The organism is Gammaproteobacteria bacterium, from assembly GCA_013214945.1.
In the GTDB taxonomy this organism is placed as follows: Bacteria; Pseudomonadota; Gammaproteobacteria; order Enterobacterales; family Psychrobiaceae; genus Psychrobium.
Window position 1 is genome coordinate 82,726 of record JABSRT010000020.1, and the last position, 25,864, is coordinate 108,589.

The window sequence follows — 25,864 nt, forward strand, 5'->3', positions numbered from 1 at the left end:
TTGATCTAGCAGGTAAACATGCCGTTGTGATCGGTCGCAGTCCAATCTTGGGCAAACCTATGGCAGCAATGTTGTTAAACGCCGATGCCACAGTCACAGTATGCCATTCACGCACGGTTAATTTGGCCTCAATTGTAGCGCTCGCCGACATTGTCATTGGCGCTGTCGGCCAGCCCGAATTGATTAAAGCGCAGTGGATTAAAGATGGCGCGGTGGTGATTGACGCTGGTTATCATGCCGGTGGTATTGGCGACATCGAAAAAACCGGGTTAGCATCGCGTGTTTATGCACTAACACCAGTCCCAGGTGGCGTCGGCCCAATGACAATTAATGCGTTAATCAGCCAAACGCTTGAGGCAGCCCAACGAGCAGAATTTCCGCTAGTTACTGCATAGTTTAGGAAAAGTGTCGGTATAAATTTTTATAACAAAGCTTGGTGCTGTTAGTCCCAAGCTTTGTTGGTTATTTATCTGGCGGCTAATCTTTTTTTGCTGATAATTTAAGTTTCGTTGTTTCTACAGTAAGTGGGGGGAAGCTCTTGCCTTTCCAACGTCTAAAATCTATCTGTGTATATGTAAGTTATTGAATAGTATAAATAGACGTAGTATTTTGTTGCCAAATTAATTGTTAGGCAAGGGCGTGTTCGTCATAATGCCATTGCCTCTGAAATTGAGAGGTCAAATTACTGAGTTGAGTTTTGGTTTTTTGATGTTTTGTACTGATATTATAATAAGTTGGGATTTTTCAAAGAAAAGTACGGGTAACTTAATTGGATTTTGGCACATCAATTCCATACTTTAAGAAAAGATCCTGTTTTATCTTTTCTAACTCTCCGCTTGCCTGCAACGTCGATAACATTTCATTAATTTTTGGCATTAAATCTTGGTATTTAGACCGCTTGCTAATAAAAATATGCCAGCCTAATTTTCTGATAGAGGGTTCTTTAAGCGTTAGCAACTCATCAATAATTCCAGCCCTTGTTGCTTGATACCTGAACATTTCATCCTGTTCGATATAGACATCAGCCCGGAGTAATTTAAGCATCATAGGAATATTCGATGCATCTGTGATTGTAAATACATGTTTCATGTTCTTAAGTGCGTTCATGTGCCACCCCGAACCCAGCATGTGAATATGTCTAATATTGGGCATACTCTCCAGATCTTTTAATGAAGTAACTGTTTTAAGCTGTTCAATATTGTGGTTTTTTTGCTGGTATGCATGACAAAATGCGTTTCATAAAACGGTTGGCTGCTGGTTATTGTGTATTTAGCTCTTTCTTGAGTAGGCACCGTAAAGAAACCATCTTTTAACCCCTCTTTCACCAATTTCTGACAGCGAGCCCATGGGCAGGATTCATTAATGACCTTGACCCCTAATTTTTTTGCCAAAATTTCTTCAACAAAATCCTTCTGTACCCCGAATGGAACACCTTTTCCCCCCCAGGCAAACGGTTTATAATTTGCGCCGTAAGTAATTGTAATAGCGTCTTTTGTGAAAGAATTAACACTAAACGAGATAGTTAAAATAATAGAAAACAATAGTTTTTTCATAATTATTAATCCTGTACTAGTCATAGTATAGGATTAATAAACGTTTTGAGCCTATAGATCATTAGTAATGCCGACATTACCCATTTAAAGCGCTCAGTAGTAAAGTTTTTGTAAAATAACAATGCAAACTAAAGTATTGATTTTGAGTGACAATCTCTTGGTTTTGACAGTTCGAATTTTGAAAACTAGAACTGATAAACAAGATACTTTTTTATATTCATATGATTATGTATTTGTTGACGAGTTTCGCGATACAACGAAGGCATCAATATGCACGTATCCAACTGCTGTTCCAAATACATATATGCCAGTGTATTTCAGGCAATAAAGCGACGAGTAAGTAGCATACCGTTATCTCGTCAAATCGGCGTAGTGTCAGGCATATCTTGAGTAATTAATTTAGGTACAATCAATACTTGACCGCTATGGTCAAACCGTTTGTTTTAATCTTAGCTGTTTAAATAATGCCTCTTCACTGTCGGTAACACTTTTCCTATCAAGTAGCGCCTGTTTTTGATCAAGCAATGAGTCCATGTGGCCTTGAATTTGTTTATTTAAGGCATCGGCCTCATCTTTTCTAATCAAGCCCGCCTTTTCATTTTCCTTGACATCATTTTTTGCTAACTCGAACAAATCCATTTTCATTTCAATTCGTTTAACATCGAGAAAATTAATGCCCAAACTATTGTATAAAATAGCGGTATTTACTTCGTCTGGTTCAATCTCAACCTCTATTGGGTAGTCTGCAATGGTGTCGATATTGTTTTGTAGATAATCAAAGGGTTGTAGGTCTTTATTTTGTATATTAGCAGCGTCGAGTTGAGCATCAGCGTGTGTTTTAATTTGGCTATATAAGGCTTTAAGTTCTGTTGGGTCGATATTAGAAATTCTATTTGAAGAACGCAATTGATTAATAGCATTAGCACTTGGTGTTTTCTCTATGCTTTCAAGCGAAAATATTGAAGACTTACCAAGATTGTTTGCTGAAAGTTGTGCATGTTGCCATTGCATTGTTTGGTTGGCATTGAGCGAAATGGATGAGGTCACGATAATTCCTTTATATTGACTAAGAGTTCATTTCAATGAATGTAAAATATGCATAAAGTGAGCCAGACTATTGGAGGGCATAATTAGTGATGAAATGGGACAATACCGTTAACATACGCATAAATATGGCAATAGAAGTGGCAACAGCAGCGGCAAAAATTGCCATCGCTACGATGATAAACAGGTCGGTATAAGTCAGGCAAGTAACGCGGTCAAAATAGAAAGGGCAAAAGAATAGGGCACAGAAACAATTCCTGGCAATGCTCTACTGCTGGTATGGGTAGTTACTGATATTGTCTTAAGTGCGATTTCGACAATCGACAGGAATGACAATTTTGAAACTCTTACCTTTAAGCTGTTTAGTTATCAATTCAATATTGCCTTTGAGTTGTTGTGTTACTAAGTTATATACAATATGTGCACCTAACCCCGAGCCACCTTTACCTCTGGTCGTGGTATAGAACGGCTCAAACAAGTGATTTTTAGTATTTTCATCTAAGGGACTGCCATCATCGCTGTATATAATGGTTACATTTTCATTATCTTGGCTGGCGGATATAGTTATCAAGCCGCTTTCTTGCTGGGTAAAAGCATGAATAACACTGTTGAGCACTAAGTTATTGGTGATTTGTGCGAGTGCTCCAGGGTATGAAAAGAGGGTTATATTTTCGGGACACTCCAACACAATTTCTATCCTAGAGCATTTAACTTTAGGTTTTAAGGAACGTAAAATATCTTGTAAATAGTGTTGTAGATTGATCTCTCTGGCGTCATCAATGACACTATCAACTGCGATTAGCTTGAAGCTATCGATAAGTTTTACTGCCCGCTTTATATTACTTAATGATAGCTCAAAGCCTTGCCCTAATTCTTGGGTAAACAGTATTAGTTGTTTGGAAGTTAAGCGCTGTTCTTCAAGCGCGTTGACAATGCTTTCACATTTGTCTTGCATAAAGCTTACCGAGGTCAATACTATGCCTATTGGGGTGTTTACTTCATGGGCAACCCCGGCAACCAAGCCACCTAATGACGCCATTTTCTCATTTTCTAGTAGTTGAAATTGGGTTTGCTTTAATTCGGTCAAGGTTTGATTAAGCTCGCTATTACTTTTGCTTAAGGCTTTAGTTCGCTCACCTACACGTTGTTCAAGTTCTTCATTGAGTGAATTGGCTCTTTGTTCTGCTTTTAATCGCTGTTCCACCTCTATTTTTAATTGATTGATGGCCTCTAGTTGCTGTTTGGCATGATTTTCTAATAATTCGCGTTTTTGTTGTTGAAAGTTAATTTTCTCAAATAATGCTGTTGGCGACAGCTGTAACTGCGCCAGAAATTGTGAAAAATATAATGCCAACTGTGCTTGATTTTCTTGGGTGATAATATCGACCTTATTGAAAGCACGATAAGCAGAAGCCATACCAATAACACCAGCGAGAGCATTGACCGCAGTATTTTTTAATGTCGATAATTCGGCGATAGTAATTTTCTCTTTATTTATTATCGCCGCTTTCTCCAAACAATTGCCCAATTTGTCTTGAGCTAAATTGGGGGGCATATATTGTTCAAACAAACGGGTTATCAATACGAGTTTAGCGCTAACTTCAATAATGGCCGGATCTGCTTTAGTCAGTGCTACAGCGGTGAAACCATTCTGTGTATCAACAAAGAGGTGAGCTATTTTTTGTTCTTCGCTCGACATTTTTGTGACTAAAGACATGCCGATATAAAGTAAGGTATTGACCAACAGACTCCACAATAAGCTGTTGGTTAACGGGGTAACTTGTGAAATAGCAAAAAAATTCTCGGGATTGAGCCAATAATATATTCCAGATGGTTGCTCTAATATCTGCCAGTCTAGCCAGCCGCTACGAACAACCGAGGGCAACAATGAACTATAAAGCCAAATGCTGGCTCCGGCTAATAATCCGGTAATGGCACCCGTTAAATTACCGGTTCGCCAAATTAAGCCACCAATTAAAGCCGGAGCAAATTGGGCACAAGCAACGAAACTGATGGTACCAATTTTTATGATTAACTCTGAATCACCGATGGCACGATAGTAAAAGAGACTTAAAAATAGCACCACAAAGACCATCAACCAGCGAATTTGTAATATGTAACGTTTTAATCTATGCATTACCGAAAAATACAAAATCAATGGCATCATAATATGATTGGTTAGCATGGTCGACAATGTCATGGCACTGATCATTATCATGCCCGTGGCTGCCGCAAAACCACCTAAAAAGACTAACGTAGCAATCAGCATATGGTCATTAGACAATGGCAGGGTCAATAGCCACAAATCGGCAGGCCCTAATGTACTGGCCTGTAACATACCTGCTAGCGCTACTGGTAACGCAAAAATATTGATCACCAAAAGATATAGAGGAAAAAGCCACTTCGCTTGATCTAAAAAGTTCACATGACCACACTCTACAATGCCAACATGAAATTGTCGGGGCAAGGTGATAATACCAATAGCGCCTAGCAGCATAAAAGTTAGCCAACTTTGCGCTGATAATGGCTTAATACTTTGTTGTAAGTCAAGGGTGGCTGATTGAGTGAATAACTCGAAAATACCGGGGTTTAATACAAAACAAATCCACAGAGCAGCGATGCATAATGCCAATAATTTAAAAAGACTTTCAAAGGCCAAAGCGACCATCATACCCGGATGTTTCTCTGTTGGATCTAAGTGTCGGACACCAAAAATGATAGTAAAAAAGGCCATCATTAATACGACCAAAATATCAAAGTTTTCTAGCAATACATTGGTGGTATTACTGGTACTGGTGTTAATAATGAGCATTTGAAAACTAGTGATTACTGATTTAAGTTGAATGGTTAAATAGGGCACTATACCCACTAAACATAACAAACTGATTATCGCGGCTAAAGATTGCGACCGATGATAGCGGACAGAAATAAAATCAGCGATGCTAGTAGAATGAAACTCATTTTTTAGTACTACCATCTTTTTAAGTAACGGATTCATAAAAATAAAGGTAATGGTGGCACCTAGGTATAGAGCAATAGGATAAATACCTTGTTTCGATGAAAGTGCGATGTTGCCAAAAAATGTCCATGAAGTGCAAAACACCGCCAGACTCAAAGCATAGGTATGTGCTGAATTTCGTACTTTTTTTGCGGTATCAGTACTTGAACGTGCCCATTGAGCGATGACAAATAATACCGATATATAGATAAGTAGTAATAATATTAATAGATCAAAGGACAGCACTGCTAATGACCTTTGTAGTCTTCATCAGCACTAGTAGTGAGTGACGTTTCTAACACGCCAATGCCGATGATTAATAGCCACAAAAATAATATCAGCATCCAACTAGCCATTAGAGATAATACATCGGTTAGTAAAACCGGTATCATAAAAACTAGTAAAGCAATGATGGCACCGAGCCATCGAGCGACGTTATGATCTTTCATGGTTATCCAATATGATCACTGATTATAATAATTATAGAAGTCTGATTATAGTGGTCAAGTATTTTGGGTGATTATTGAGCGCAGATTTGTGAGCTTGATGTAACCGATACTGGAGGTATCGGAACTTATGATGAATTCACTTTTAGCTTAAGTGATCTACCGCGCTCGGTTACTGCAGCTTTCTTACTTTCCGATGGAACACTTCAAGATGATGATGTACAAGCGCATTATCTTGAGATTGAATTCGATTTTTCAGACGCACTTTTAGTAAGCGTAAGCTTCGGAGATACGACATGGTTACAAACTAACTTACAGGCTTTCTCTATGTTCTATAACACGACAGATGTTACAGACCTTACGTATTTATTTTCAATTGCGGATGGCCCCGTCCTCTTAAAATTCCCTCTTAAAATTTCGAATTCCAATTGAGATATCGAGTATCAATACTCAATTTCAACAGCAGTTCTTTCCATGAAGGTACCTGAACAAAAAACGCTTATGCTTATGTCCATTTGTGTTTTTGCAATAGGTTTTACGAGATATAACCGTCGCGCAGCTGTCGTGATTCAGTGGATAGACCACCTAGGTAATACTTCGCGGCCAATATTAAACTCTAGGCTTGCAGTATTTATCTTGTGGATGTGTAAAAGCGGCTTCGGGAAGCTTCTACATCCGGCGAACTTAATTTATTTAATTCGCAGTACATTTCTAATACCTACTCAATCAGCCTTATTCATCGCTAGAACAGCTTCAATTACAGAGTAATCTTTATCGGCAATTTACGAGCGCTTGAGTCTAATTTCGGCAGGGGAAATTATACTCGTACGTTTTGTCATTCTGTCACCTAAACTTTAATATAGGAGTAAAGTGGTACAGTGAGTTTGGCCTCCGAGCTAGAGGTAAGGTACTCAGCACGTTAATTGTTGAATATAAATATATGATAGAAGTGAGGCGATCATTGCTAATTTTCATGCTTAGGTAGGACAAAATGCAAAAAAGTATAACGCAAACTCTATGGAAACAACTTTTGATGTTGGCAGTGATCGGTTTCGTGGTCATTGTTAGCGTCGTACCATTTATATTTAATGAAAGTATGGTGAAAGATGCGACATTAGTCGCCAAAAATACCGCGCAACAATATTCGTTATTACGCAGTTATTACACCAAAAACATCGTTAGCACGGTTAAAAAGAGTGGCCAGATAACAGTGGCTAGTGATTATAAAAATAAAGAAAACACCATACCGTTACCAGCAACGATGATCCATGAATTGAGTGAGTTATCAGGGACTAGCGGCTTAAGAATTAAGTTATATTCTGCTTATCCCTTTCCTGAGCGTGCGAGTAGAGCCCTAGATGATTTTCAACAGCAAGCGTGGCAGGCGCTTAACCTAAATCCGGATGTTCCATATGTGACGACGCAATCGTTAAATGGCGAAGAGGTGGTTCGTGTTGCAATCGCTGACATTTTAACAAATGAAGCTTGTGTCGATTGCCACAATAACCATCCATTAACACCAAAGGTTGGCTGGAAGTTAGGTGATGTGCGTGGTGTGCTCGAAGTTATCGTGCCAATTGAACAACAAATGTTCTGGATGGCGCAGGGCAGTTATCAGCTAGTGGCGATTTTTATTTTACTGTTTGTGGTTGTTTTTTATAACTTATTTCACATGCTCAATGATGCGTCTAAAGTGAGTGTGACAAAGTTAATGATCCCATTAGATAATCAAAAAGTTGCCCTTAACGCCCACTCACTCGTATCTATGACCGACAAACAAGGTTTCATCACGTATGTTAATGATAAGTTTTGCCAAGTAAGCGGCTATCGCAGCGAGGAACTTATTGGGAAAAAGCATAGTCTACTTAATTCAGCAAACCAGCCAAGCACCTATTGGAAAAATATGTATGATACGGTATTGGCAGGAAAAACATGGCACGATGAAGTAAAAAATAGAACTAAAGATGGTTCGTACTATTGGGTTGATACCACCATAGTACCTAATTACGATAGTGAAAAAAATATTGATGGTTTCACCTCAATTCGAACCGACATCACGACAAAGAAAGAAGATGCCGAAACGCTAGCCAGCGCAATAGAGCGCGCAGAACTTGATGCTGCTTCGTTATTAACGGCCAAAAATAATGCCGAATCTGCCAAGTTTGCGCTTGATCAGCACTCGCTTGTCTCGGTGACTGATATCGAAGGCACCATTGTTTATGTTAATGATAAATTTGTTGAAATTAGTGGATATCAGGCGAATGAGTTAATTGGTCGCAATCATAATATGCTCAACTCCAATAACCAGCCCAAAGATTACTGGAAGCAAATGTACGACACCGTATTATCAGGGCCAGTATGGCATGATGAGGTACGTAATCGGGCGAAAGATGGTCATTTTTATTGGGTCGACACCACCATAGTACCTAACTACGATAATGATAAAAATATAACGGGTTTTACTTCGATAAGAACCGACATCACAGCAAAAAAGGAAGCGGCAGAGCAGCTAGCCCAAGCTAAAAATCAAGCTGAGGCTGGCGCATCAGTTATGTTAATCGCAAAAAACCAAGCTGAGGCCGATGCTTCTGAGTTGTTGAGTGCAAAAAACCAAGCTGAGTCAGCAAAATTTGCACTCGATCAGCATTCACTTGTATCCGTTACCGATATTGACGGCGTTATTATTTATGTTAATGATAAGTTTATGCAAATTAGTGGCTATCAATCCCATGAATTAATCGGCCGCAAGCACAGCTTACTCAATTCTAATAATCAACCTAAAGCTTATTGGAAACGGATGTTTGACACGGTCCTCTCTGGTGAGGTATGGCATGATGAAGTACGTAACAGAGCTAAAAATGGCCACTTTTATTGGGTTGATACCACCATAGTCCCTAATTACGATAGTCAGGAAAATATTGTAGGCTTTACCTCTATCCGAACAGACATCACGGCAAAGAAAGAAGATGCCGAAACGCTGGCCGGCGCAATAGAGCGTGCAGAACTTGATGCTGCTTCGTTATTAACGGCCAAAAATAATGCCGAATCTGCCAAGTTTGCGCTTGATCAGCACTCGCTTGTCTCGGTGACTGATATCGAAGGCACCATTGTTTATGTTAATGATAAATTTGTTGAAATTAGTGGATATCAGGCGAATGAGTTAATTGGTCGCAATCATAATATGCTCAACTCCAATAACCAACCAAAAGATTACTGGAAGCAAATGTACGACACCGTATTATCCGGTCAGGTGTGGCATGATGAGGTACGTAATCGGGCAAAAGATGGTCACTTTTATTGGGTCGACACCACCATAGTACCTAATTATGACAATGACAATGACAATGACAATGACAATAACATAATCGGTTTTACTTCGATAAGAACCGATATCACAGAAAAAAAGGAAGCGGCAGCGCTGTTAGCTTTAGCGATTCGTCAGGCTGAGTCTAATGCATCAGATATGTTAATCGCGAAAAACCAAGCTGAGTCAGCAAAATTTGCACTCGATCAGCATTCACTTGTATCCGTTACCGATATTGACGGTGTTATTATTTATGTTAATGATAAGTTTATGCAAATTAGTGGCTATCAATCCCATGAATTAATCGGCCGCAAGCACAGCTTACTCAATTCTAATAATCAACCTAAAGCTTATTGGAAACGGATGTTTGACACGGTCCTCTCTGGTGAGGTATGGCATGATGAAGTACGTAACAGAGCTAAAAATGGCCACTTTTATTGGGTTGATACCACCATAGTCCCTAATTACGATAGTCAGGAAAATATTGTAGGCTTTACCTCTATACGTACCGACATTAGTCAGCAGAAAGATGATTACGACAACCTCATTATTGCTAAGGAGCAGGCGGAAGTTGCGACTGTTTCTAAAGCTGACTTCTTGGCTAACATGAGTCATGAAATCCGTACACCAATGAATGGTGTTATTGGGATGACTAACTTATTGCTCGACAGTGATCTAACTCAAGACCAAAGTAAGTTAGCTAATACGGTTAAGTCGTCGGCGGTTGGCTTGTTAGGTATTATTAACGATATTTTAGACTTCTCAAAAGTAGAAGCGGGTAAGCTCGATCTTGAGCTCATTCCGTTTAATTTAGGCCAAATGGTCGGCGATATCGGTACCACGATGAGCTTTTATTCTCATCGTAAGCACATACAACTAATTTGCCCTGCAACGCCATTAATAAACCAGTGGGTTAGTGCTGATCCCGGCCGTATTAGACAAATTTTAACTAATTTAATTGGTAATGCGATTAAATTTACTGAACACGGTGAAGTGGCGATATTCGTTAATCTGATTGAAGAGACAGCAGAGCATAAACACTTTCGCTTTAACATTAAAGACACAGGTATTGGGATCACTGAGTCGCAACAAAAGGCACTTTTTGATAAGTTTTCACAAGCTGATACTTCCACCACCAGAAAATATGGTGGAACGGGCTTAGGATTATCCATCTGTAAAAAACTGGTTGAGCTAATGGATGGTGAGATCGGCATAGAAAGCGAAGTAGGTCATGGCTCAAATTTCTGGTTCACCTTACCGCTCAATAAGAGTGACAATACAGATACTATTCCGGTGTATAACACTGAGATTAAGAATGAGCGCGTGTTAATTGTTGATGACAATCAAACGAATCTCGATTTAATGGAGCAACTTCATACAATATGGGGAATACCCCATACGGCGGTTGATGGCGCAGCGGCCGCCGTTACAAAAATGCAGGAAGCAGCGCAAGCGAATAATCCTTATACTGTAGCAATTTTAGACATGCATATGCCAATAGTTGACGGTCTGGATCTGTGTGAACAGATAAAGAATATCCCTGAGATAGCCGAAACTAAGTTAATTATGGCATCGTCTCACGCTCAGCGCGGTGACGCGATTAAACTCAAAGAAGCTGGCTTTCATGGGTATATTACCAAGCCAATTCAGCAATCAGAGTTATTTGATGTATTGTTAGTCGTCTCGGGCATTAAAGAAGCTAACCCCGAGCTTGTGACGCGCCACTCAATTAAAGAAAGTGTAAAAATTAAAGCGCATGTCTTAGTGGTTGAAGACAACCCAACCAATCAACTAGTTATTGAAGGGTTATTGCGCACCATTGGCGTAACTGTTGATCTTGCCGGCAATGGTGAAGAAGCAATAGCATCATTACAAAACACCAGTAATCACGATTTAGTTTTTATGGATTGCCAGATGCCTATACTTGATGGTTATGAAGCGACCAAAAAAATTCGCGCTAACCAAACTTCAACAATTAACAGTGATATCCCAATTATAGCGATGACAGCAAACGCGATGGCGGGGGACAAAGAGAAGTGTATAGACGCTGGTATGGATGATTATTTGTCAAAACCTATTGAGCCCAAAAGTGTCATTGCGATGCTTAAAAAGTGGATACCACAAACGTTGGATAATCCAGAAGCTAGCGTTGACGTAGCCGACAATGTAGAGATTGAAACTGAAGATGATAATGAACTCGTGGTGTTTGATTATGACGACATGGCGAATCGATTAATGAACGACCCTGACTTAATGAAATCGGTTGCTGAAGTTTTCTACGATGATTTTATCGAGCAGTTCAACGAAATGAAAACCAGTGCACAAAACGGAAGTGTTGAAGGTGTTTCCGATGTCTCTCATCAAATTAAAGGCGCAGCGGCTAATGTTGGTGCTAAGGCGTTAAGCGCTTTAGCATTAGATATCGAGACCGCGGCTAAAGCGGGCAATATCGATAATATCGAACAACAAATGAGTCAGCTCGAGCAGGCGTTTATCACACTAAAACAGACAATGGAATTGGCCTTGTCATGATAAATGCTTTTCAAAGCAAAGTTATTTCTCCATCATTCTTAAAATATGGACATATACTAAAGAAGTGTTTTGAGAAAAACTTAATGACTAATATTGACGGGCTATTGAGGAATTTAAGTTACCACTTAAATATAAGCGGACAGTTGTTGCTATTGGCAGCGAGCAGACACGATTGACTAAATATAAGTGAGCGTAGTAAGTGAAACTATTAGTTGCAGATGACAGCAAAGTATCAAGGGTGATGCTACACGCCATTACCAAAGCATGGGGCTATGAGGTTGTATAGCGGAAGATGGTGAACAAGCATGGCAAATAATGCAGCAAGATGATGCACCGTCTTTACTGCTCTTAGACTGGGAAATGCCCAAATTAAATGGCATCGAAGTGTGCGAGCGGGTAATTGCACAAAACTCTCAAACCCCTGCTTACATCGTATTGCTCACTTCAAGAACCCGTTCAGAGGATATTGTTGAAGGACTAAGTAAGGGCGCGAGTGACTACTTGTGTAAGCCGTTTGACCGCGGTGAATTACAAGTGCGTTTACAAGTTGGCAAACGCATGATTGAAATGCAAGACAAGCTTAACGCTACCTTGATAGAGCTAACAGAGTTATCTCGCCTAGATGGCTTAACAGGTTTACTAAACCGCCGTGCGATAATGGAATCGCTACCGATAGAAATTAAACGTATTGAGCGACAAAACCAAGTGTTGTGTGTCGGTATGTGCGACATTGATCACTTTAAAAAAATTAATGATACATACGGTCATCTAGTGGGTGACGTTGTGATAAAAGAGGTGACTCAACGTATGCAAGAAGCACTTCGAGGCTATGATTTGATTGGACGGTACGGTGGAGAAGAGTTCCTCGCCATAACGCCAGTCATGGATATAGAATGTTGTCTGATGGTTTATGAGCGAATTTGTCAATCGATCGCTAACGAACCCGTTATTGTTAATGATCTCGCCATAGCAGTGACAATTAGTAGCGGAATTACAATCTACTCACCAATAGATGACGGTCAAGACATTAATAAACTAGTCGATAGAGCCGATAAAGCGCTGTATCAAGCAAAAGATGCTGGGCGTAACCAAGTGGTGATTAATTTACCTGATAGGTAGCTATAAGCGTAAATATATTAAAATTAGCAGGAAAAAGAACAACCTTCATGACAACCTGAACAACTAAATTCAGCCAACCTACCTACCAAACTTTCTCCAATAATTATAATCTTGTCATGTGCCCTAACGCATCGAGTTTTTTGTAAAACGACTCAACATTCCACGTCAGGCTTAAATAATACATTCTAATTTAAAATGTCTATAATCGGTTTTGATCTTTGATTTGTTGTGTGTTTATTGCACCGATCTGAGCGTCGAAAGTGGTGGTTACCATGGAAATGGAGAGTAATAAACAATATTTAATATCGATCTTCCTGTAATGGAGGGATTAAATAATATTTAACAACCCTATGTTATTATGATGATTTTTAATATAAGCTCGTTGCTAAACCTAGCCGCATGGTTTCATGTAACAGATATTTATAGTCCCATAATCAACATGGAGGTAAGTAGGAGTTCAGCCGTTATAATGCATCCACTTTCACAAGAGCTTCTTAGCTTGCTTTCATAAGAGTAATACTCATGTATAAAAGAAAGGAATTATGAACAGAAAAATATTAGGAGCTTTACTGGCATCTACGACATTTACATCATTTGCTGATAATGGTATTTCGGCTCAAGTTCTTTTGGGCAGTGCTACGCAGGCGACAAGAATTAGCACCGCTGAAATTAACCCATTGTCTAATAATGATGTGTCCATAGGAATTAGAGCTGCATATACACTTAATAAAAATATTTCATTTGAAGCTCTATACCAAAATTATGGTGTCGCTGATTCTTCTTTGGTGGATGCCTCCAATGACAATATTCGACACAAGATTAACTCGTCCGCCTTTAATTTCGGTGTAAAGGGCGTAATCCCTTTTGATTATGGGCTTTCATTAAACGGTAGGTTTGGCATATCATTTTGGGATGCTAAAATTCAAACGACTGATTCGGCAGCTCCGGGTGAAGTATTTAAAAGTGATGATACTGGAAGTGATATTTATTATGGCCTTGGTATTGATTATAGAATGAGTCAAAACGTTAGGTTAGGTATCGAATATATTATTACTGATATGAATGCTACTTGGTACAGTGTGGATGTTGAAAATAAAGTTAAAAACTTGTCATTCTCTATCGGTTATTATTTTTAAAACTAATCGGATAGTCGAAGGGCAGTAACACCACCCGTCGTGTGGGTACGTAATGAATAGCAATCCACACCTGTCTCAATGATACAAATCCTTGTCGTTCTAAAAATTCATTGCTAATCGTTATGCTTGATTAAGATAAAACGTATTACCGGTCTCGAAGATGCAGTTTTCATGAAACTTCATCATTAATGAGCTGCGTACTGAATCTCCATTTTTGACCGGTATAGTTAGTCAAGAATGTCGTATTCGAACATTATCGTATCATAATCATCAAAGTCCTCATCAATCGAGATGGTTTCGGTGACTTTATAATAGACCGAAGCTGGTGCCGAATAGTTAGGGACATTGTCATAGCTAAACACCGAATAATATTTGGGAATATTGGGATTACCGTAGTTATCTAGGGTGTATTCATCTTTACCTGCATATAATTTTCCGCCGTCAAAAGGTGATTTTGGTGGATGGTTAGGATTACGAACGACATAGGAGCCGATAAAATCGTCAGATTTTGGGTTTTCCCAGCTTAACTTGACGATACCATTCTCAATCCTGGTTTCGACATTTATCGGAGAGGGCAGTGGGCCTTTTCTACGTTCAATGTATTTGATCACTAAACGGGCTTCTTTGGGATCTTTTTCATTATGCCAGTCAATCAGGGAGTTTGGCTCTTGATAGGCACAAGTGGCACGGATAACAAAATAAACAGGCCTTTTCTCACTGTGTAATCGCTCTAGTTCTTGGCGACAATAACTGTCGAAAATGAAATGATGGAGTTTATTTTCTTTTAACACTGCATTACTAACTTCATACCCAATAAACTCAATTTTTTGACGTTCTTTAACACTACGATAATCAAGATCCTTAAGCTCTGCCAGTTCAATGGTAAAGCGGATATCTTTTGAGGTATTGAGACTGTTGCTATTTTGCATCACTAGATATGCTTCGGTTATCACCATAACATCGGGCTTGAGTAACTCCTCAAGGGTAAAAGCCATCTGCCCATAAACAATGTCGCCATTGGCGTCGAAACCAGACTGGAGGCAGGTGCTAATTGTTTTTTGCGTTGATATGGTATTTAAGCTAGCAGGTTGTAGTACTAGCTTCTTAGGCGGCACAGTATATATAACGTCTAAATTGGGCCGGTAATGGATCCCTCCACCAAAGCGACCATAACCAATATCGAATTGCATTATTTGCGAATTGTTGCCAAGGGGCAGCTTGGTCGGTCCCTGAATCCGCAATAATATCTTTCCGCTGTCGATTTGTTCGCGCAATAATTCACGTTCTACCTCATTTAGATTCCACTCGCACCACATACCCTGAGTTAATTTGTCTGACTCTATGGCATGGCCCAACGTGTGAATAGGAACAGCATTATTGAGTTGTTCAAAATCGGTGATATCATTGATGTCACCACTGTTGAGAATCGAAATACTCCATTCGCCATATTTCTCAATTGTGGCGGCGACCCTGTTCATCGGATATAAAGACAGTAGCGCCGACTTTATTATCGCATCTTGGGGTAAGTTCTCTAATGAGAATTCGATCACGCCATAGCAAATTCCCCGGTTTTTTGAGACGCCGATAAACATAGAATTATTACCAAAATGTTCACGATTTTTGTGCTGGGTTAATTGACCGACATAACCAATGTCTTTATTGGCTGGATATAGCGAACGTGAAAATTCATCGGAAGACAATAGGGTTTTTAGTCGAACTTCCGGGCTAAACGGAGATTTTTCCTTGCGGATCCGGTCGAGTGCACGAATGTTATAAAAATATTTCTGACCACTCTTTAGCTGGATATCGGTAAAGCTAAGAGAGTGGGTGACTGCTACTAGGTTTTCATCGTTGCAGGCCCTCTTATGATGTTCGCTGCGATAGATTTCATAATAAAGATCTGAATCGTTTTCATGTTCCCAGCTGAGGCTTACGCTGTTTACACCAATATTGGTAATCGTAAAATTGTCGATTCGATTAGGGGAATGTTTAGTGTAATTGTTGACCTCATTAAAAGCATATAATAACGCAGGGATGTTCTCATCGATACTTTGCGACATATTCTGCATGTAATCTGGAATGTTACGGGTGCCAACTTCGACCACCACGGCTAAGATTCCCTTCGAATAATAGTATTCCCGGCCACTGCCGTGGATCAAATTAAAAGGCGGCTTGCCACGATGGATCCCATATTGGCGGCCGGTCACTTTCTTAATTTCCTGGTTCATGTTTGCGCATAATATGTTGAGATCGGTACCTTCGATCTCAGATTCATGATTGAATTTATGGGCAGGGAAAAATACGTTACCTTGAGAATGGTAGTCCAATGCGATGGTGATATTGTTGTGTTGATCGACAAACTCCTTGATCGCACGGGTTTCTGGTTCTGAAAATGCTTCCGGGCCCGAATAGGTCGACAGGCTGGTATCGTTACCTTTTTTAAATCGAATTGAAAAATTACGGTTTAAATCAACGCCAAAGGTGCCATCACCATTGGCGCGGCGATTCTTGCGCCATAACGAAAAATGAGTTCGTGAATATTCAAATCCATCGGGATTGAGGCAGGGGACAATATAAAGGGTGCTAGGGGTCAGCGCTGATAACAGCTTGGGGTTATACCTATAATTATCGATCACATATTGAATGAATTTTATCGCCAGTTCATTGCCGATCCACTCTCTGGCATGGATCGAACCCGTATATAACAGCGCTGGTTTTAAATCGGCGTAAGTGACATCGAGCGAAATAGTCACCAGCATTATCGGACGTTTTTCCCAGGTTTCTCCAATAGTTTTGAGACTAATTAAATGAGGATGCTGCACCACCGCTCGGGTAAGAAAATCAATGGTTTCCTGATACGAGCTATACTGATTTTTCATTGTTTAAGCTACCATTTCTATTTAGCTGAAGAGTTCTAATAAAATATTCCCAGTGAGCAGTAATGTTCGACAATTTCTTGTTTTTAATGTGTTTTACCTGAGTTAACTTCTGTGGTTCATTAACTAAAGCGTCGATCACACCAGCAGTACCTAAGCTATTAATAATGTTTTGCGATAATGCCGGGCCAACCCCCTTTACCTCGGAAAAAAATCGATATAGGTGACTTTCGGTAAGTTGTGATAAATCAGGTTGTGGTGTGTTTATTCCTTCCTTGGCAGAGACATCTAATTCGGGAAGCTTAAACGTGGCTGGCGCTTTAACGTCGGCCCTAAAATTATCCTGTAAATTCCACCTTTCACTGGGCCATTCCTCATCAACCGGAGCGCGGTCATCAATAATTGGATAATTTAAGCTATCGAGTTCAGTAAAGGATTCATGGCAATCTTCAAACTTAACTGCCGGCGAGCGACCAAACGTAATGTAGCGCATAGTCCGTAGCAGCTTTGAGTCGATTTTACCCAACTCTTCCCAGTTGTAGAGCGGAATATGAGGCTTGGCGAAGTGTCCGTTTGAGAGTTCTGATACTAGATACTGGCCGATCCAGTCCCGAATATAGGGGAATGCAGCAAAGGCTGAAGCACATTCTAAAACTCGATATTTCCCATCTTTACCCACGGCAATATCACAGGCCCAATATTCAGCTTTGGCTGCCTTAGAGGTTGCGACTGAGAGATCAAGCACAGCCTGTGGAACATTTTGATAGTCCATCGTACCGCCCTGACTCGTATTAGTTAGCCAGCCACCATCGGCCGGTCGACGCCAAAACGCACATACCGGTTTGTGACCAATTAACATCACTCGAATATCAGCTGCCATAGGAACAAAATCCTGTACATAAACTGGGTAATATTTCTTGCGCGCCAGCAACTTTGAAGCTTGTTGGTAGCTGTCAACTTTGTGGACATAATAGCCACCATAGTTTGAAGGGCCGTATGATTTTTTTATAATTTTTGGATAATAGCTCGACTTAAGAAAATCTTGTGCTTGCTTGGGCCGGTAAAATATTTCGGTTCGTGGTATTGGTAATCGGTATTTTTCACATAAACGAGTGACATTTTCCTTCGACTTATTAGCAAATTGACTATCAAGGGATGGAATAAATCTGACTCCTGGCAGCTCCCTTGCGATCAGTCTAAATGTTTCATAGGCGGTGGCCGGAATATTACCGATTAACACGTCAATTTTTTTTCGCCTGACCTCGTTAATAAACTGCTGTTTATCATTGCCCCAGTGGTAAACTACAGACTCAATGGGATCCGGCCAGTCTTTGAAATTTGATTTTTCAAAAAAACGTAGAACATGATCTAAATACAGAAACGAAATTTTAGGCAACTTCTTTGGCAAATACATGGACATCGTTAATTCCTTTAACTTTGTTTTCAATTAGTGTGACAATTCCAGCTATTTTTTTCTGATTAAAATCTAATCCAATTAGCTCCTGTTCTGGGGTCGCAAAAGCAGGAATACCGTTGACTTCCAATACCACGTACTGTTCGCGCTCTCGATCATAAAGCAAGTCAACTCCAGCAATATCTAGCCCAGTGATAGCTGCCGCTCGTAGTGCCAAATTGACTACTTGCTCGTTTGGCTCTCGTAAGATAATCGAGCCACCGTTACTAATATTGGTTTTCCAGTCATTTAATGGTGCCCTGCGGCCATAACAGCCGACCACCTGACCGTTGACTATATCGACTCTAAAATCTGTGTTGTCATAGTCAATCAGTCGTTCGAGATAAAAATAACGCATATTGGTTTGGTTGAGGAAGGGTATTAGCATATCGATTGCTGCTTCATTTTCTATTTTCACAATGCCCATTCCACCCCAGCCATCGGTTGGTTTGTACACAGCTCGGCCGCCCCAATGACGAAGAATAGACTTAACGCTGACAATGTCGTCGCGGTGGCATAGCTGGTAATCGGGCGTTGTCAGACCATGGCGATTTAGCAGGTGAGAAGTTGCGAATTTGTCTTCGGTCAGTGAAAAACTGGCAAAACTATTAATGCATTGCACTGACATATCGAGCTTTTGGTAGAGATATACCTGATAATCAGTTTGTTGTCCGGCGTTATAGGGAAAATAAAGATCCAGCGATTCCATTTCAATACCGTGACACATTATCTGGCCATTTTGTGCAATAGCATGGTTAAGATCCAGATTGTTAATTACTGTTATGTCACGTTGTCTGAGCTGGTCCATTATTTGCTGTTGAATGGCGTGCCCGCCCCCATTTTTGTACATCCACATACCAATTGTGTGTCCTGACATTTGTCTATATCCTTATAGCCTCAGTGTTACAAAATGCGTTTATTCCCGACAATTCCGGTGCGTAATACAACTCGATAAAATCCGTTTATAATAAATAAACTAGCACACAAACCAATGATAACCAACAGTCAAGTTATATTTTGTTTATTAAATAATATTGTCTTGTTTTTACCGTTTTTTGTTGTTTTTTTCCCCTTTGTTATGGAATGATATTAATCTGTTTATTTTTGCAATGACAGCCAATAATCTAGCGTGAACTTTTGGCTTACTGGTATTCACTAAATCGGATAAAATCATGGACGAAACATTCAATTTTTCGGAGTTAGCACAGCTAATTAAAATCAACTCTTATACTAAAAATAGGCACGGAGTTAACGAAGTAGGCCGGATTTATCAACAAATTTTTGAACAATTGGGGTTTAAAACTGCACGTTTTTCTCGTAAAGAAATTGGAGATCACCTATTATTTAGTTCGCTGGTCAGCGATGGCCCGAAGTTGCTGTTATTAGGTCACCTTGACACCGTGTTTCCACCACACACTTTTTGTAATTTTACAGAAGATCAAGATTGGATCTATGGCCCCGGTGTCTGCGACATGAAAGGCGGTAATCACGTAGCGATCACCGCATTGCGGCATGTTAAACAGCGCTTTGGTCAAATAGCCAATATCGACATGTTGCTGGTCAGCGATGAAGAAACTGGCAGCGATGACAGTAAAACGCTCACAGAAACAATCGCTAAAGATTATGATAGTTGTTTAGTCTTTGAGGCAGCAGGGGTCAAAGGCGAGGTGGTTATTGGCCGAAAAGGTGTTGCGACTTATACTATTGATCTCGCTGGTAAAGCGGCCCATGCTGGCAACCACTACCTTAGCGGCGCTAATGCTAATTTGGCGGCGGCGCATATGATTATTGAATTAACCAAGTTAACTGCCATTGAGCTGGGCAGTACTGTTAATGCAGGAAAAATATCTGGTGGCATTGGTGCCAATACTGTCTCGCCCAAAGCCCAGATCATTGTCGAAGCACGCTATAGTCAGGGCAACGAAAGAGATAGATTAGTGAATGCCATAGAGCAGATCGTTGACACCACCTATGTCGACGGTGTTAGCGCCAGTCTATCTGGCGGCATTCAACGAGACGTAATGCAACCAAACCCTGATCAGAGCGAATTAATTGAAAAACTGCAACAGATCATCGGCGAGCCGCTCCTCACTGAACTTAGGGGCGGTGTCAGCGATGCTAATGTTATCGCGGCGGCCGGTGTTGCAACTCTTGATGGGTTTGGTCCCTATGGTGATGGAGATCATACAAGTGACGAGCGCGCTTCGAAGCAAAGTTTTATCGAACGCAGTATTCAGGTCAGTAAGATTTTAATTGCTTATAACGGCATAAAGTCACCGGTGATCGTGGAATGACTGGCATAATCTGGCTCAAAGCATCTTTAATATTTTTAAATTCGCGCGAAAGGCTTTATACATTTTCATCTTGCGTTGCATAATTATATTTATCAATTCAATAGATAACTTATAAGTGTGAAATATAATCGTTAACGTTAATCCAAATCATCTAAGTTATGTAGTGGTCAACTAAATTTGGCCACAGTTTAAGAGGCTTTCTTAAATAAGCTTTCAGCCTCGTTTGGACTAATTCCTTTGTTATGGCGATGTGGCCTAACTTGGCTATAGTAGCCCATGATATAATTCGTTATTGAATGATCTGCTTGGGTAAAATCTTTATAACCTACTTTGGGTACCCATTCAGTTTTTAAACTTCTAAAGAATCGCTCCATTGGAGAATTATCCCAGCAGTTTCCCCGACGGCTCATACTCTGCTTCATTTGAAAGCGCCATATTGTTTGACGGAACTTCTTACTGGTGTAATGCATTCCTTGATCGGAGTGAAACATGACTCCCTTTGGCCGTTTTCTTGATTCATAGGCCATCTCTAAGGCTTTAGCTGTTAACTTACTATCAGGCGATAACGAGAATGCCCAACCTACTGGCTTGCGTGCGTATAAGTCCATGACCACAGCCAGGTATGCCCAACGGCTTCCGATCCAGATATAGGTGACATCGCCACACCAAATTTCATTCGGTCTACTCACATTGAACTGACGTTTAAGCAAGTTCTGCACGGCCAAATGCTCATTGTTCGCCTTTTTGTACTTCGGCTTCGAAGGCTGACGACTGACTAAATCTAGCTTTTTCATTATTTTACGAGCGCAGTATCGGCTAAGAGGAATGCCATCATTTGTGAGCATCCCTGCTATCGAGCGAGAGCCTGCTGAGCCACCGCTAATGTTAAACGCAGCGCGTACTTCACTCTCTAACTTAATCGTCGGAAAGGATAGTCTCTGTGGCTTCAAACTTTGATATTTATAGCTGCTTCGATGAATATCAAAAACTTCACAAAGCAATTTAACGTTATGGCTCTCTTTCAAACGACTGACTAATAAGATTTTCTCATCGAGTCCGACAGTAAGAGAGCGGTAGCCTTTTTTAATATTTCTTTCTCTTCCTCGATGCGGCGTATCCGCTTTTCGAGTTCACGGATCTTGAGCTTGTCTTCCGTCAAAGGTGTGGCTGTTGGCGACACTCCATCACGCTCTAATTTTAGCTGTCTTGCCCATTTATCGACGGTTGATTTACCTACATTCATTGCTGTGGCTGCTTCACGAACTGAATAGCCCTTATCAACAACTAATTGTGCTACTTCTAACCGAAATTCTGGCTTGAAATGTGGTTTTCTTATTTGGCTCATAGTGTCACCTAAATTAATACGAGATGAGTATATCACCTCTAGTTAGGTGGCCAAATTCACTGTACCACTACATTACACCTAGAAACTTTATGATATGAGAGTTGGTCAACAAGTTAGTTCTAACACCAAATTTAACTTGTTGATCACAAATATCTCGGTAGCTGAATAAGGTTTTTAAAGAGTTATAATCGTGTATTCCTCTCATTGCCACAACAATTCTTCTGATGCATGCTCTTTAACGAGTTGGTTATAGCACTAAGCTCGGTAAATATTGGTTGGTGAACCTATCCGAAATTACTGTATTTATTTTACAATAATTGTAATTTTTTCTGAAATTACAGGTAAATTGTGGGGAATGTGGGCTTTGTCGCCTAAAATGAGTTGTAGTGTGTGTGCACCTGGAGCAAGAGTTAGTGTGGTTTCAGTTTGCCCTCCACCAAAATGTTTTATTTCTTTGTTCATGGGCTGGTCTAACGGAGGAAGTTCGAGACCGTCTATGAGTAAGTGGTGATGGCCAGTATTTATTCTCACGGTTCCCGCCGGGGCAACACCCATGCCGTTCAGACCAAATTTAACAGTAAAGGTTTCCGATACTGTTTCTCCATCAGCAGGTGAGATAATGTAAACGTTAGCGCCTTGTGCTGATGGGGTCAAATATGCGGCGATAGCATTAACACTTAACAGTGACGTTAGCCCAAGAGCTATAACTAATTTATTCATTTGTTTGTATCCTTGTTATTGTTCTCTGTCACAACAAGAGTAAAAATGTCTACAATCGGATCCGAAAGTGCAAAGCACATTAGAAGAGTCCTCGAATAAAGTATAGCTCTATATTCATTTTGAACCGATATCCTCAGGAAAAAAATGTTGCTGGCTATGGGGATTTGTCGGTTGGAATAATCGGTTTTGGTCTTTACTTTAATGTCTTCACTACTACAATCACACATTATAGAAATTGCTACATGGTGGCTATTTTAGTTGATCACTTCAGCTACCGCTGGACTAATGGGCGAGGGCTATGCACTGAAGATATTGAAAGTTGAATTTGAGCTCACCATGGCGTTATGTGGCGCGAATAGCATTTACTAGATAACCGCAGATAACATCTTGCTGTAACACCAAATGTTTAGGAATAATAGAGTCTATCCGATTATTATCATGACCAATGATGATAGTAACTTTGTATTTCGTTTTGCGAAAAATCGAGTTGGCGTGTGTTTTGAAAGCCACTATTATTTGTTCAGCCCTGCGTACTTTTTCTAATGTTTCTAGAAAATTTTTAACTGATATTTCACCATCAATTTATTGATGGTGAAATACGCCCTAAAACAGGTTTTGTTGTAAAACTCATTTAATATAATTAGATTTTCATGGGGAACCGTCTTTGTTACTGTCCCAGTTTACAAAAGTTGTCAGGATTGTTTACAACAAGATTGTAATCAAATACCCCCTTTGATGTTAATCCACTGAATCATTTATAAAAAGGTAATTAGGTGTAATTATTGCTTGATTTTTAAACTACTAATGATTAGAAATATATTTGAACCAGAAAGGAAATTTAAATATGCGAATTTATCGACATTTAAAATGGTTATTACCCTCGTTTATACTCATATCGTCAGTTCAGGCCGAACCAATACTAACTTACCTTGAGCCATGGCAGGTGATGTTTTTTGAAACCGAAAAAGGCGGGGAAGCTAAAAATGCTTTTGGTCGAGCGTCTACCAATGACAAACAAATTACAAATATAAATAATCCAGCGTTAGTGGCTAAGTCACAAGCTCAAGTCAGTGGCGGCCCTGGTACTGTAGATAAAAGTGCTAGTGGTAAAACCTCGATAAACCGGGAGTTTAGAATTAGCGGCTGTCCGGCGAAAGGCTGTTCTCTTAATACTAACGGCGTTATTTTAGGGGGGACAGCTCAACCTGGTTTTTTGGATGGTGAGTTAATTTTGGGAAATCCTTTTTATGCACCTTTTGCAAGAGTTTTTGCAAGTATTGGCTTTCACCGAAAAAATCGCAGTATAGATCCTACCTCTTTATTTCATAGCAATAAAAGCATAGATCAGTTAGATTTTTTTAAAGATCCATTAAAGAACCCAATGACCGCAATAAGCCTGCCGGTTAATCAAAAAATTAAGAGCAAAGCGCTAATTCATGACGGCGATTATAATATAATCGCACATTTATCGACATTTTCTTCCATCAGCTCATTATCAACACTAGTAACTGATGTGACAAAAAAGACTCCCCCCGAAAGCACAACCTTGCTCGAACTCTATCAAACAAGATTAATAGAAATTGAAGGTTTAAATTCCTTTGAGGCCTCTGTTGCGATCGGTTCATCTGAAGGCAAAGCGGAGTCTAACTTTTTCGCGACACTAGACGTTGAATTTTCGGTTGAAGCAGCACAGATCCCCGAACCACCAATAAACCTGTTATTCTTGTTTGGATTAATAGGGCTTATATATGCGCAACGGAGTAAGTTATTAGCCTTTGATCCTAGCGAGTAGTTAGCAGACTGGGGTTAATTCACTTGGCATAAAATTTATTATCTTACTTATTAAGGATAGGGCGGTTTAATGTAACAAGTTGATATTTAATAAATAGTCATAAACAAACTGATATGCTTGTTATTTCCTTTAATAGAAAACTAGTCACATAAGAAGGGAAGCTTACTATATATATAATCGATAGCAGGGCTGAAAATGATAAATGATTTTTTGGCATAAAATAGAGTAAGCGACGTATATCATGGGTATATGTCACGCATAAATACTAGCAGCGGGGCAGTTTTCACTCATTTTAGCCATCAGATATGACGTTGGAGAGAAGGGTTACTATGTTTAGAATGCATTTATAAGTATGGCCGAACAATACTTTAGGGTGTTATTGACGTCAAATTAAATTCCGAGCTTTACGTAAAGGAACTCAATATTTCAACCAGAGTTTGATAAACCTTTATCGGGTTAATCTAAGTGAAAATTAGATTAACGGTATCAAAACCAATGATAATTGCAAATAATCGGTTATGTTTAAACTATCAATTTAAAATCATTTAATGCCGATAAGTAACATTATCGGTATTTGAAGTAAAAGGCCAATAATCCGTTGCTTGACCTGTACTGAGTAGTTCTATCATCAAAGCGCGCACTGTAATTGACACTTTCAAATAGGCTGTCAACGATTAGTAACTTACTAGACTTGGCCACATCAATTATTCAGATTTCGCGTAGGCTCAATTTGTAATATTCCTGAAAACCGTTGAGTTTTACACTTTTGTAAAACTCAATCAAAAACAGGATTCCTAAAATATTTAGTCGATTGATTTTAAACGAATATCAGTGCTAACAATATGTTGCTAATTTCAATTATGTTAGGAATATCCACAATTTCCCTCAACAGTTCTAGGAATATTTGAAGGTCAAAATATTAACAGACAACAAAATAAAACATTACATTAATGCTTGTGATACTTCAAGGTTAGAGAATAAGGTTCTATATCAAATAGCCTTCGTTCGCGGGGATTACAGGAAGCGTTTAAATTAGTCGTGAGAGGATCGCTTGTCCAGGTACATAAATCACAGTTTGGTGACTCATAAGTCTACAGTTCAAATCGTCATGCTGTACATAGCAATAGCATTCATTGTGCCAGGCATTTGATGGCAAGTTAATAACTTCAGTTTCCTTATACCAATTCCGTTAATTTTGTGATCTAATGCGGCTTATGTAAAGGGAGCGTATATGACTCAAACTATTTCACAA

The 25,864-nt window shown here is 39.7% G+C and carries 14 protein-coding genes and 2 pseudogenes (1 of these 16 cut by a window edge); 6 read left to right on the forward strand and 10 right to left on the reverse strand.

Going from position 1 to position 25,864, the window contains the following annotated elements:
- Window positions 1-395 (forward strand): annotated as a pseudogene (locus HRU23_15210) (bifunctional 5,10-methylene-tetrahydrofolate dehydrogenase/5,10-methylene-tetrahydrofolate cyclohydrolase) (it extends 429 nt beyond the left edge of the window).
- A 370-nt stretch (window positions 396-765) separates the two neighbouring features.
- On the opposite strand, the gene HRU23_15215 reads toward HRU23_15210, so the two are convergent.
- The 5 genes from HRU23_15215 to HRU23_15235 all read right to left on the reverse strand — a co-directional run bounded on the left by HRU23_15215 (window position 766) and on the right by HRU23_15235 (window position 6,044).
- The gene (locus tag HRU23_15215) at window positions 766-1,152 is read right to left on the reverse strand and encodes a hypothetical protein (protein NRA55490.1); all 387 of its coding nucleotides are present in this window, start codon (window positions 1,150-1,152) and stop codon (window positions 766-768) included.
- 14 nt (window positions 1,153-1,166) lie between these two features.
- Window positions 1,167-1,553, reverse strand: a complete 387-nt coding sequence (locus tag HRU23_15220) for a transporter substrate-binding domain-containing protein (GenBank protein NRA55491.1) — start codon at window positions 1,551-1,553, stop codon at window positions 1,167-1,169.
- Between the two features lie 429 nt (window positions 1,554-1,982).
- Complete coding sequence (locus HRU23_15225; GenBank protein NRA55492.1) at window positions 1,983-2,600, reverse strand: hypothetical protein; 618 nt, start codon at window positions 2,598-2,600, stop codon at window positions 1,983-1,985.
- A 298-nt stretch (window positions 2,601-2,898) separates the two neighbouring features.
- Complete coding sequence (locus tag HRU23_15230; protein ID NRA55493.1) at window positions 2,899-5,841, reverse strand: hypothetical protein; 2,943 nt, start codon at window positions 5,839-5,841, stop codon at window positions 2,899-2,901.
- 2 nt (window positions 5,842-5,843) lie between these two features.
- Window positions 5,844-6,044, reverse strand: coding sequence for a hypothetical protein (locus HRU23_15235; protein ID NRA55494.1), 201 nt, complete (start codon window positions 6,042-6,044; stop codon window positions 5,844-5,846).
- 988 nt (window positions 6,045-7,032) lie between these two features.
- Here HRU23_15235 and HRU23_15240 point away from each other — a divergent pair.
- The 3 genes and pseudogenes from HRU23_15240 (at window position 7,033) to HRU23_15250 (ending at window position 14,132) form a co-directional block, all read left to right on the forward strand.
- Window positions 7,033-11,877, forward strand: coding sequence for a PAS domain S-box protein (locus HRU23_15240; protein NRA55495.1), 4,845 nt, complete (start codon window positions 7,033-7,035; stop codon window positions 11,875-11,877).
- Between the two features lie 199 nt (window positions 11,878-12,076).
- Window positions 12,077-12,996 (forward strand): annotated as a pseudogene (locus HRU23_15245) (diguanylate cyclase).
- Between the two features lie 542 nt (window positions 12,997-13,538).
- Window positions 13,539-14,132 (forward strand): porin family protein, encoded by a 594-nt coding sequence (locus HRU23_15250; GenBank protein NRA55496.1) that lies wholly within the window; start codon window positions 13,539-13,541, stop codon window positions 14,130-14,132.
- A gap of 227 nt (window positions 14,133-14,359) precedes the next feature.
- Here the strand turns inward: HRU23_15250 and HRU23_15255 are convergent, their stop codons facing one another.
- Genes HRU23_15255 through HRU23_15265 form a run of 3 tightly spaced genes read right to left on the reverse strand, consistent with a single transcriptional unit; the run spans window position 14,360 to window position 19,338 of the window.
- Complete coding sequence (locus HRU23_15255; protein ID NRA55497.1) at window positions 14,360-17,011, reverse strand: fibronectin type III domain-containing protein; 2,652 nt, start codon at window positions 17,009-17,011, stop codon at window positions 14,360-14,362.
- Entirely contained in the window at window positions 16,995-18,422 is a 1,428-nt protein-coding gene (locus tag HRU23_15260) for a hypothetical protein (protein NRA55498.1), read from the reverse strand. The genes HRU23_15255 and HRU23_15260 overlap by 17 nt, the downstream gene beginning before the upstream one ends.
- On the reverse strand, window positions 18,397-19,338 hold the full coding sequence (locus tag HRU23_15265) for an ATP-grasp domain-containing protein (GenBank protein ID NRA55499.1): 942 nt from the start codon (window positions 19,336-19,338) through the stop codon (window positions 18,397-18,399). The genes HRU23_15260 and HRU23_15265 overlap by 26 nt, the downstream gene beginning before the upstream one ends.
- A 295-nt stretch (window positions 19,339-19,633) precedes the next feature.
- Between HRU23_15265 and HRU23_15270 the strand changes: the two genes are divergently transcribed.
- Window positions 19,634-20,755, forward strand: coding sequence for a M20 family metallopeptidase (locus HRU23_15270; protein NRA55500.1), 1,122 nt, complete (start codon window positions 19,634-19,636; stop codon window positions 20,753-20,755).
- 188 nt (window positions 20,756-20,943) lie between these two features.
- Here the strand turns inward: HRU23_15270 and HRU23_15275 are convergent.
- A protein-coding gene (locus HRU23_15275) for an IS3 family transposase (protein NRA55501.1) occupies window positions 20,944-22,100 on the reverse strand; the annotation gives its coding sequence in 2 pieces (ribosomal slippage) (window positions 20,944-21,842 and window positions 21,842-22,100; 1,158 coding nt in all).
- A gap of 303 nt (window positions 22,101-22,403) precedes the next feature.
- Window positions 22,404-22,820 (reverse strand): DUF4399 domain-containing protein, encoded by a 417-nt coding sequence (locus HRU23_15280; protein NRA55502.1) that lies wholly within the window; start codon window positions 22,818-22,820, stop codon window positions 22,404-22,406.
- An 844-nt stretch (window positions 22,821-23,664) separates the two neighbouring features.
- Between HRU23_15280 and HRU23_15285 the strand changes: the two genes are divergently transcribed.
- Window positions 23,665-24,612: a hypothetical protein gene (locus tag HRU23_15285; protein NRA55503.1), complete on the forward strand. Its 948-nt coding sequence runs from the start codon at window positions 23,665-23,667 to the stop codon at window positions 24,610-24,612.
- The last annotated feature ends 1,252 nt before the right edge of the window (window positions 24,613-25,864 follow it).

Coding starts and splice junctions, on each gene's coding strand:
- HRU23_15215 (NRA55490.1), bottom strand. CDS start 1,152: ATGCCCAATATTAGACATATTCACATGCTGGGTTCGGGGTGGCACATG.
- HRU23_15220 (NRA55491.1), bottom strand. CDS start 1,553: ATGAAAAAACTATTGTTTTCTATTATTTTAACTATCTCGTTTAGTGTT.
- HRU23_15235 (NRA55494.1), bottom strand. CDS start 6,044: ATGAAAGATCATAACGTCGCTCGATGGCTCGGTGCCATCATTGCTTTA.
- HRU23_15240 (NRA55495.1), top strand. CDS start 7,033: ATGCAAAAAAGTATAACGCAAACTCTATGGAAACAACTTTTGATGTTG.
- HRU23_15250 (NRA55496.1), top strand. CDS start 13,539: ATGAACAGAAAAATATTAGGAGCTTTACTGGCATCTACGACATTTACA.
- HRU23_15255 (NRA55497.1), bottom strand. CDS start 17,011: ATGAAAAATCAGTATAGCTCGTATCAGGAAACCATTGATTTTCTTACC.
- HRU23_15260 (NRA55498.1), bottom strand. CDS start 18,422: ATGTATTTGCCAAAGAAGTTGCCTAAAATTTCGTTTCTGTATTTAGAT.
- HRU23_15265 (NRA55499.1), bottom strand. CDS start 19,338: ATGTCAGGACACACAATTGGTATGTGGATGTACAAAAATGGGGGCGGG.
- HRU23_15270 (NRA55500.1), top strand. CDS start 19,634: ATGGACGAAACATTCAATTTTTCGGAGTTAGCACAGCTAATTAAAATC.
- HRU23_15280 (NRA55502.1), bottom strand. CDS start 22,820: ATGAATAAATTAGTTATAGCTCTTGGGCTAACGTCACTGTTAAGTGTT.
- HRU23_15285 (NRA55503.1), top strand. CDS start 23,665: ATGCGAATTTATCGACATTTAAAATGGTTATTACCCTCGTTTATACTC.